The sequence below is a fragment of the Rhodococcus spongiicola genome (assembly GCF_004011835.1).
GTDB lineage: Bacteria > Actinomycetota > Actinomycetes > Mycobacteriales > Mycobacteriaceae > Prescottella > Prescottella spongiicola.
Window position 1 is genome coordinate 1 of sequence record NZ_RKLN01000010.1, and the last position, 5,598, is coordinate 5,598.

Annotated in this window: 1 protein-coding gene; it reads left to right on the plus strand. The window is 67.9% G+C overall.

The features are described 5' to 3' along the window. On the plus strand, positions 1–5,598 hold a 5,598-nt coding region (locus EF834_RS17985; RefSeq protein WP_127948645.1), incomplete at both ends, for a non-ribosomal peptide synthetase.

Genomic DNA, 5,598 nt, shown 5'->3' on the forward strand with positions numbered 1-5,598 from the left:
TCGAGGCGCAGGCGGCACGGACCCCGGACGCGGCGGCTGTGGTGTTCGAGGGCCGGTCGGTGTCGTATGCGGAGTTCGCGGGCCGGGTCCACCGGTTGGCGCGGTTGCTGATCGCCGCGGGTGTGGGTCCGGAGTCGCTGGTCGCGGTGGCGATGGGCCGGTCGGTGGAGATGTTGGTGGCGGTGTATGCGGTCACGGTCGCCGGTGGCGGGTACGTGCCGGTCGATCCGGATCAGCCGGCCGACCGTAACGGCTACATCCTCGATACCGCCGACCCGGTGCTGGTTCTCACCACCACCCGGGACGGGTTCGATCCGGGCTCCGATGTTCCTGTGGTGCATGTCGATTCGTTCGACGAGACCGGTCTGGCTGATGGCCCGGTCACCGACCTCGAGCGGGTGGCGCCGTTGCGGTCGTCGAACACCGCGTACGTGATCTTCACGTCGGGGTCGACGGGGCGGCCGAAGGGTGTGGCGGTCTCCCACGCGGCAATCGTCAATCGCCTGGTGTGGATGCAGGCCGAGTACCAGCTGGACGGCTCGGACGTGGTGCTGCAGAAGACACCCTTCACTTTCGACGTGTCGGTGTGGGAGTTGTTCTGGCCGTTGCAGATCGGTGCAGCGCTGGTAATTGCGATCCCGGACGGGCACCGGGATCCGGCGTATCTGGCGCGGGTGATGGTCGAGCAGGGCGTGACGGTGGCGCATTTCGTGCCGTCGATGCTGTCGGTCTTCGTGGCCGAACCTGCCGTGCGGGACGTCGTCGCTCTGCGGACCGTGTTCGCCTCGGGCGAGGCGTTGCCGGCACAGACCGCGGCCAAGTTCCGGGACGTCGTGCCAGGTGCGGTGCTGCACAACCTGTACGGGCCGACCGAGGCTGCGGTGGACGTCACCTACCACGAGGTCACCGATGCGGATGTGTCCTCGGTGCCGATTGGTGCGCCGGTATGGAACACGCGGGTGCTCGTCCTCGACGACCGGTTGCGGCCGGTGCCGGTCGGGGTGCCCGGTGAGTTGTATCTGGCCGGGGTCCAGCTCGCGCGCGGGTACGTTCGCCGGCCCGATCTGTCGGCCGAGCGCTTCGTCGCCGATCCGTACAGTGGCGCCGGTGAGCGGATGTATCGCACCGGAGACCTGGTGCGGTGGAGCGCGAACGGCGAGTTGGAGTACCTGGGGCGCACCGACTTCCAGGTGAAGCTGCGCGGTCTGCGGATCGAGCTCGGCGAGATCGAGGCCGCGCTCCTCGAACGCGACGAGATCGCCCAGACGGTCGTCCTCGTCCGCGACGAGCAGCTCGTCGCCTACCTCGTGCCCACCTACGGGCCGGTGGACGAGGCCGCGGTGCGGGCGGGCCTGTCGAAGTCGCTCGCCTCGTACATGGTGCCGTCGGTGTTCGTCGAACTCGAGGCGTTCCCGCTCAACCCCTCCGGCAAGCTGGATCGGAAGGCGCTGCCGGCGCCGGTGGTCGCCGCACGCGAGTTCCGTGCCCCGACGACCCCGATCGAGGAGATCGTCGCCGACGTGTTCGCCGACGTTCTGGACGTCCAGCGGGTGGGAGTCGACGACGACTTCTTCGCGATGGGCGGTAACTCGCTGATCGCGACACAGGTGGTGTCCCGCCTGGGGGCCGCGCTCGACACGCGGGTTCCGGTGCGAGTGCTTTTCGAGGCCTCCACCGTCGGCGCGCTCGCGGTCCACATCGAGCAGCATGCGGGCGCAGGCGCTCGCAAGGCCCTCGTCGCCCGAACCCGACCGGACCGCGTCCCGCTGTCGCTCGCGCAACATCGGATGTGGTTCCTCAACCGCCTCGATCCCGAATCACCTACGTACAACCTGGCTGTCGGACTGCGCATGTCCGGCGTTCTCGATGTCAGCGGCCTCCAGGTCGCAGTCACGGATGTCCTCGACCGGCACGAGTCTCTCCGGACCATCTTCCCCGACTCACCGGACGGGCCGCATCAGGTGGTGCTGGACGCGGTCCAGGTGGCGCCGAACCTGTCCCCTTGTGACGTCTCCCAGGAGGGACTGCGGCACGGGGCGCTGACGCTTGCTGGGCGCGGATTCGACGTAACCGTCGAGGCGCCGGTGCGGGCCGAACTGTTCCGCGTCACCCCGACCGAGCATGTCCTCGTGATCGTGGTGCACCACATCAGTGCGGACGGTTGGTCGATGGGCCCGATGGCACGCGACATCATGGCGGCGTACGCGGGGCGTACCCAGTGGGCTCATCCGGCATGGACGCCGCTGCCGGTGCAGTACGCGGACTACGCGCTATGGCAACGCGAGATCCTCGGTTCCGAGGACGACGCCAACTCGGTGGTCTCGAGCCAGGCGCGTTACTGGGCCGAACACCTAGCCGGCTTGCCCGACCAGCTCGACCTGCCCACGGACCGGATCCGCCCGGCGCAGCAATCGTTCCGCGGCGCACACGTCGAGTTCGAGATTTCCCCGGAAGTCCACCAGGCGCTCACCGAACTCGCGCATACACACCGCGCGTCCCTGTTCATGGTCGTGCACGCCGCGCTTTCGGTGCTGCTGTCGCGGATGGCTGGCACGTCGGACATCGCAATCGGCACGCCGGTCGCCGGGCGCGGCGAGCAGGCACTCGACGACCTCGTGGGCATGTTCGTCAACACCCTGGTCCTGAGAACCGACGTCGAGCAGGACGCCAGGTTCACCGAGGTTCTCGCGCACGCTCGGGACGCAGCACTCGGGGCCTTTGCGCACTCGGACATCCCCTTCGAGCGGCTCGTCGAGATCATCAACCCCGCGCGATCGACAGCGCGACACCCGCTGGTCCAGGTGATGCTCTCGTTCGAGAACCTCGGTCCAACGCACCTCGACCTGCACGGCCTGACACTCGACCAGGTCGACCTCGACACCGAGGTGGCGAAGTTCGACCTGCAGTTCACGTTCCGTGAGTCCATCGACGAGAACGGAACCGCCCAGGGTATGGCGGCCGGCTTCACGTATGCGACGGACCTGTTCGACGAATCTACCGTGCGCGCGTTGACGGTTCGCTTCGGCCGAGTCCTCGAGGCCGTCGTCGCGTCGCCGGACGTCGTCGTCGGTGACATCGACCTGCTCGGTGTCGACGAGGCGGCGCAACTGACCGGACCGGTCGGGCCCGTTGCTCCCGAACCGATGCTGCTGACCGATCTGCTGGCTGCGGCGGCTGACGCTGACTCGGACAGGGTCGCGCTCGTGTCGGGCGAAACGGAGGTCACCTACCGCGAGCTGGACGAGCGGTCCACCCGCCTGGCGCGGGTTCTGGCGTCGCGCGGCGTAGGCCCCGAGGATGTCGTCGCCGTGGCCCTGACCCGATCCGTCGAGTCCGTGACCGCGGTCTGGGCGGTCGCGAAGTCGGGTGCCGCGTTCGTGCCGGTTGACCCCACTTACCCGGGCAGCCGTGTCGCGCACATGGTTTCGGACTCGGGCGCGCTGCTGGGTGTGACGACCTCCGAGCATGCCGCGGCCTTGCCCGAGGGTGTTCCGTGGTTGGTCCTCGACGATGCCGCAGTGTCCACGGCGGTCGCAGAACAGTCGGTCGTTCGAGTGTCGGACGTCGACCGGGTGCGGGCACTGACTCCGAGCCACCCCGCCTACGTGATCTACACGTCGGGTTCGACGGGTGTGCCCAAGGGTGTTGTAGTTACGCACACGGGGTTGGCGGCGTTCGCGGCCGAGCAGGTGGAGCGGTATGGCCTCGAGGCGGGTGCGCGGACGTTGCATTTCGCGTCGCCGAGTTTCGATGCGTCGGTTCTCGAGTTGCTGATGGCGTTCGGGGCGGGTGCGACGATGGTGATTGCGCCGACGTCGATTTACGGTGGCCACGAGTTGGCGGAGCTTCTTCGGGTGCAGGGGGTCACGCATGCGTTCGTGACGCCGGCGGCGTTGGCGTCGGTTGATCCGTCGGGTCTGGATGCGCTGCGTGTGGTGGTTGTCGGTGGTGAGGCGTGTTCGGCGGAGCTGGTGGCCCGGTGGGTTACTGGTGGGCGGCGGATGTTCAATGCGTACGGTCCGACCGAGGCGACGGTGGCGTCGAACATCTCCGATGCGTTGGTGCCGGGCGAGCCTGTGACGATCGGGCGCGCGATCCGCGGCGCGAACACCTACGTACTCGACGGACGTTTGCGGCCCGTTCCTGCGGGGGTCGTGGGTGAGTTGTACCTCGAGGGACCCGGACTGGCTCGTGGGTACCACGAGCGTGCCGGTCTGACCGCCCAACGTTTCGTTCCGAACCCGTTCGGGGATGCCGGTACTCGGCTGTACCGCACCGGCGACGTCGTGCGGACGACCGCGGATCGCGTGATCGAGTACGTCGGGCGTGCCGACGATCAGGTCAAGCTGCGAGGTTTCCGGATCGAGCTCGGCGAGATCGAGGCTGTCCTGCACCGACTCGACGCCGTCGCGCAGGCCGTGGTCTTGGTCAAGAGTGAGCGCCTGGTCGCATATCTCGTTGCCGCGGGAGAAGAATCGATCGATAACGCTGCTGTAAAGGACGCGGTGGGACGGGCTCTGCCGTCGTACATGGTCCCAGCAGCGGTCATCGAGATCGACGAGCTGCCGATCAGCGCGAGCGGAAAGCTCGACCGTCGGGCGTTGCCGGAACCCGAGTTCGAGGTTCGCGAGTTCCAGGCTCCGGAGACTCCGATCGAGGAGATCGTCGCCGACGTGTTCGCCGAGTTGCTCGGCGTCGACCGGGTAGGACGCGACGACGACTTCTTCGAACTCGGCGGAAACTCGCTGATCGGGACACGCGCCGTGGCCCGCCTCGGCGAGGAACTCGACACATCGATCCCCGTCCGCACACTGTTCGAGGTCTCCAACGTCCGCGCTCTCGCGGTGCAGATCGAGCAGATCGCTGGTGGCAGTGTCGGTGGCAGGGTCCGGCTCGTCGCCCGGCGCCGCCCCGACGTCATCCCGCTGTCGTACGCGCAGCAGCGCATGTGGTTCCTGAACCGGTTCGATACCTCGTCGACCGGCAACAACATCCCGATCGCAGTTCGGCTGTCGGGTCTGCTCGACCGGACCGCGTTGCGCGCGGCCGTCGGCGACGTGATCGCGCGCCACGAATCCCTGCGCACCGTCTACCCCGACGTCGACGGAGTCGGCAGCCAGATGGTTCGTCCGCCATCGCAGGTCACCATCCCGCTCGACCCGATTGCCGTCACCGCCGACGAGCTGCTCGAAGCAATGGGCGATCTCGTGTGGTCGTCGTTCGACGTCACGAGCGAGGTCCCGCTGCGGGTCGCGTTGTTCGAGGTGTCCCCGACCGAGCATGTGCTGGTGCTGGTGTTGCATCACATTGCGGCGGATGGGTTCTCGATGGGCCCGCTGATGCGGGATGTGGTGACCGCGTATGCGGCGCGGACCGCGGGTGTGGTTCCGGGGTGGGCGCCGCTTGCGGTGCAGTACGCCGATTACGCGTTGTGGCAGCGGGAGGTCCTCGGTTCGGAGGACGATCCGGAGTCGGTGATCGCGCGGCAGGTCGAGTACTGGAAGCAGGCGTTGGCGGGGTTGCCGGAGCAGTTGGATCTGCCGGCTGATCGTGCGCGTCCGGTGGTGGCCTCGCATGCGGGTGCCTCGTTCGGGTTCA